This window comes from Candidatus Methylomirabilota bacterium, from assembly GCA_035260325.1.
In the GTDB taxonomy this organism is placed as follows: domain Bacteria; phylum Methylomirabilota; class Methylomirabilia; order Rokubacteriales; family CSP1-6; genus AR19.
Genome location: DATFVL010000185.1, coordinates 1 through 4057, shown reverse-complemented (window position 1 = coordinate 4057; position 4057 = coordinate 1). Strand labels below are relative to the sequence as shown.

General features: G+C 71.3%; 3 protein-coding genes. All 3 read right to left on the bottom strand.

What is annotated here, in order from left to right:
• Positions 1-46 precede the first annotated feature (46 nt).
• On the bottom strand, positions 47-1762 hold the full coding sequence (locus VKG64_12145) for an aldehyde ferredoxin oxidoreductase C-terminal domain-containing protein (protein ID HKB25792.1): 1716 nt from the start codon (positions 1760-1762) through the stop codon (positions 47-49).
• 11 nt (positions 1763-1773) lie between these two features.
• A complete protein-coding gene (locus tag VKG64_12140; GenBank protein HKB25791.1) occupies positions 1774-2970 on the bottom strand; it encodes a formyl-CoA transferase in 1197 nt (398 codons plus the stop codon).
• 9 nt (positions 2971-2979) lie between these two features.
• Positions 2980-4057 (bottom strand): thiamine pyrophosphate-dependent enzyme (locus tag VKG64_12135; protein HKB25790.1); only part of this gene is annotated, 1078 nt, incomplete at its 5' end.

Sequence of the window (4057 nt, the reverse complement as noted above, 5' to 3'; positions counted from 1 at the left end):
CGCCCGGGCCGCGACGCCCGGGATCACCGGCGCCGCCGAGCCCCCGTCAGGCCGGCAGACGGTCGTACATGCCGTGCACGTCGGCCGCGTGGAAGCGCGCGACGTGGTTCGTCGGCGACAGCGGCTCGCGGTAGAAGAACTCCGGCAGCTCGTCGTCGTTCTCGGTGAAGCCCGCCCGGCGGTTGAACTCCCGCTCGAGCCTGAGCGTCTCGCGGCCGAGCTCGGCGAAGAAGTCCCTGGTGAGGCTCGTGCCGTGGGCGGCATTGATGGCGTTCGCGAGCCACTCGGTGTTGGGCTCCGTGACCGTGCGGCCGAAGATGCAGAGGCCGAGCGAGTCGGTGGCCGCGCAGTTCGTCTGCGCCGTCAGGCTCTGGGCAAGCAGCGCGTCGAGATCCATCTCGCGCGTCTTGAGCCGCGGCAGGTTGCCGGCCGTGTGGTCCGCGCCCTGCGCCGTCGCCATCATGGAGATGCCCGTGGCCTCGACCACGCGCGGGTCGTAGGCGCTGATCGCCTGCTTCTTGATCACGGGGACGCGGCGGACGTTGTAGTGCGCGCCCACGCGCGCGGTGCCCTGCGCCCAGAGCCGTCCCTGCGGCGTCCCCCGGCGGATCTCGGCGAGGCAGTCGGTCATGAACTTCACGTCGCCGAAGGCGCCGAGGCCGGCTTCCATCAGCACGCCGATCATGCCGCCGAGCTCGATCGTGTCCACGCCGAGGTCGTTGGCGACGAAGTTGAGCTGGGCGAGGTCGTCGGGCTCCGTGAGGCCGCAGTTCGAGCCGAGGAGGCCGAGGGTTTCGTACTCCACCGGCGAGACGACCTCCTTGCCGGCGGCGTCGTGGTACACGTTGCTGCACTGGATCACGCACCCGGGCATGCAGGCGTGAGTGTGCTCGCCGCCGCGCGAGGTGTTGAGCTGGCTGATGTACTCGCCGCCCATCTTGAACTTCTCGCCGGCCTTGACGTCGGCGAGCTGGCCGGCGCTGAAGTTGCGCACGGGGAGGCCGCCCAGGACGTTCTGGAGGTCGGCCATGCCCATCGTGCCGATCTTCGCGTAGAAGTTCGTCACGACACCGTCGGCCAGCAGCATCTTGGAGTAGTCCTTGATCGCGGCGGTGACCTTCTTCGGGTCCTCGAAGGGCGGGATCTTGTCGAGGTCCAGCACGATCGCCTTGACCTTCTTGCTGCCCATCACCGCGCCCACGCCGCCGCGCGCCGACAGGCGCGAGGGCCGGCCGTCCTTGTCGGTGTACGCGATGCCCGCGATGAGCCCGAGGTACTCGCCCACCGGGCCGCAGAGCGCGAACGCGATCTTCTTTCCGTACGCCGCCTTGAGCCTCGCGGCCGCCTCGAAGTTGCCCTTGCCGAGGTACGGCCGCGCATCGTCGAAATCGACGCCGCCGTCCTTCTTCACGTGGAGGACGACCCAGTCGGGCGAGGCGTCGAGGAGCGTGAGACCGGCGATCCTGAGCTGGCCCAGGCCGTAGGCGAAGGTCCCGCCGCCGTTCGCCTCCTTGATGCCGCCGGTGAGCGGGCTCTTGCAGCCGACGCTCGTGCGGTTGGCGTTGGAGAAGCTGGTACCGGCGAACGGCCCGGCCGAGAAGATCAGCGGGTTCGCCGGGCCGAGCGGATCGACGGTGGCCGCGCCCAGGTCGACCAGCGTCCGGGCAATCAGGTAGCGGCCCGCCTTGACGATCGCCTCGCCGTGGAGCTCGCGCGTCGTGATCGCGCGGTCGCTCAGTCGGATGTCGTGGTACGTGCGCATGGAATCCCCTTTCAGATGACCCCGTCCTTCTCGAGGCGCCGGAGCTCCTCGGCGTCGCAGCCGAGCCACGCGCCGTAGACCTCGGCGTTGTGCTCGCCGAGCAGCGGGGCGCGCGTGACGGTCGTGGGCGAGGCCGAGAGGTGCACGGGGTTGCCGGGCATCGCGAACCGGCCGCGCATCGGGTGCTCGAGCTCGACCACCATGCCGCTCGCGCGGAGTGACGGGTCGCCGAGGACCTCGCCGGAGTCGAGGACGGCCCCGCACGGGATGCCGGCCCCCGCCAGGATCTCCATCGCCTCCTGCTTCGTCCGCTTCTCCGTCCACGCCTCGACGAGCGGGTCGAGCTCCTCGGCGCTGTCGGCGCGCGCCTGGCGGTCGGCGAAGCGCGGGTCGTCGCCGAGCTCCGGGCGCCCGAGGATCCGCGTGAGCGTCCGCCACATCTCGAGCGTCCCCACGTGGATGAAGACGTAGTCGTTCGGACCGAAGGGACGGCAGCGATAGAGGTTGGAGGGCCCGGCGGCGGGCGATCGGTTCCCGCGCCGCGGGACCGGCTTGCCCGTCGTGTAGTGCTCGCGCAGGTGGATGCGGAGCAGGTTCAGCACGGCGTCCTGCTGCGCGACCTCGATGCGCTGGCCCTCGCCCGTCTTCTGGCGCTGCACGAGCGCGGCGAGGATGCCGATCGCGGAGTGGAGCCCCGCGCCCGTGTCGCCGAGCCCCGCCTCCGCGCGGAGCGGCGGGCCGTCGGGCATGCCCGTGAGGCTCATCGCGCCGCCCATCGCCTGCGCGATCCACTCGAAGCTCTTGTACTCCGCGGTGGGCCCGGTGCTGCCGAAGCCCTTCACCGACGCGAAGATGATCCGCGGATTGAGCCGGCGGAGCGTCTCCCAGCCGAAGCCCAGGCGCTCGATCGCGCCCGGCCCGAAGTTCTCGACGACGACGTCGGCGCGGCCCACCATACGCTCGAAGAGCGCGCGCCCGCGCGCGGCCTTGAGGTCGAGCGTCACGCTCCTCTTGTTGGCGTTGAGCAGCAGGAAGAACCACGCGTCCGTGTCGGGCCGCTCGGAGAGCGCGCGCCGCCCCGGCTCGCCGCCCCGCGGCTCGATCTTGATGACGTCGGCGCCGAGCCACGCCAGCATCTCCGTGCAGCTCGGTCCCGCCTCGTACTGCGTGAGGTCGAGGACGACGATCCCGTCGAGGGCCTTGCCCATGCCGTCTCCCTACGTGGTATACGCCGAGAAGCGGATCGTCTGCGCGCGCGCCTTGAAGTCGGTCACGACGTTGACGACGGCGGGCTTGCCCGAGGCCCACGCGCGCTCGAGGGCCGGCCGGATCTCGTGCGGCTTCTCGACGAATTCGCCGTGGGCGCCGAAGTCCTGCGCGACCTTGTCGTAGCGCGTGTAGCCGAGGTTGCGCCCGGGCTTGGTCCCCTGCGGGTCGGCGGTCCAGCCGCCGTTGTTGCTGATCACGACGAGGACGGGCACCCGGTGGCGGACCGCCGTGTCGATCTCCGTCGCGTTGAGCCCGTACGAGCCGTCGCCGTGGAGCACGACCACCTGCGCGTCGGGACGCGCGACCTTCGCGCCCATGCCGAACGGCAGCCCCACGCCCATGCAGCCGAACGGGCCCGAGTTCAGCCGGTGCCCCGGCACGAAGGTCGGGATCGACTGGCGCCCGTAGTTGAGGATCTCCTGGCCGTCCACGACGAGGATCGCGTCGCGCCGGAGGAAGTCGCGGACCTCCTTGCAGAGCCGGAGCGGGTGGATCGGCGTCTGGTCCGTGCTCATCTGCTTGTCCATCTCGGCCGCCTTCTCGCGGTCGAGCGCCCGGAGCTTCGACACCCACGCGGCATACCGGCCGCGGTCGATCCGGCCGCGCGCCTCCGCGGCGAGCTGCTCGAGGACCGCGCGGGCGTCGCCGACGATCGGGACGTCCACCGCCCGATTGTGGCCGATCTCGCGCGGGTCCAGGTCCACCTGGATCACCTTGAGGTCCGCCGCGAACCGCGGCGCACGGCCGAACTGGATGACGTAGTTGAAGCGGGTGCCGACCGCGAGGAGCACGTCGGCCTCCGCGAAGGCCTTGGCGCGCGCGTTCAGGAAGGCCAGCTCGTGGTCCTCCGGGACGGTCCCGCGCGAGATCGGCGTCGTGTAGAAGGGGATGCCGGTCGCCTCGACGAAGGTCCGGAACGCGGCTGCGGCGTCCGACCACCACACGCCGCTCCCGCCGACGAGCAGCGGGCGCTCGGCGCGCGTCAGCAGCGCGACCGCCTCGGCGATCGCGGCGGGATCGCCGAGC

Excerpts from the sequence above, each read along its gene's own strand:
- VKG64_12145 (HKB25792.1), bottom strand. The coding sequence starts at position 1,762 with ATGCGCACGTACCACGACATCCGACTGAGCGACCGCGCGATCACGACG.
- VKG64_12140 (HKB25791.1), bottom strand. The coding sequence starts at position 2,970 with ATGGGCAAGGCCCTCGACGGGATCGTCGTCCTCGACCTCACGCAGTAC.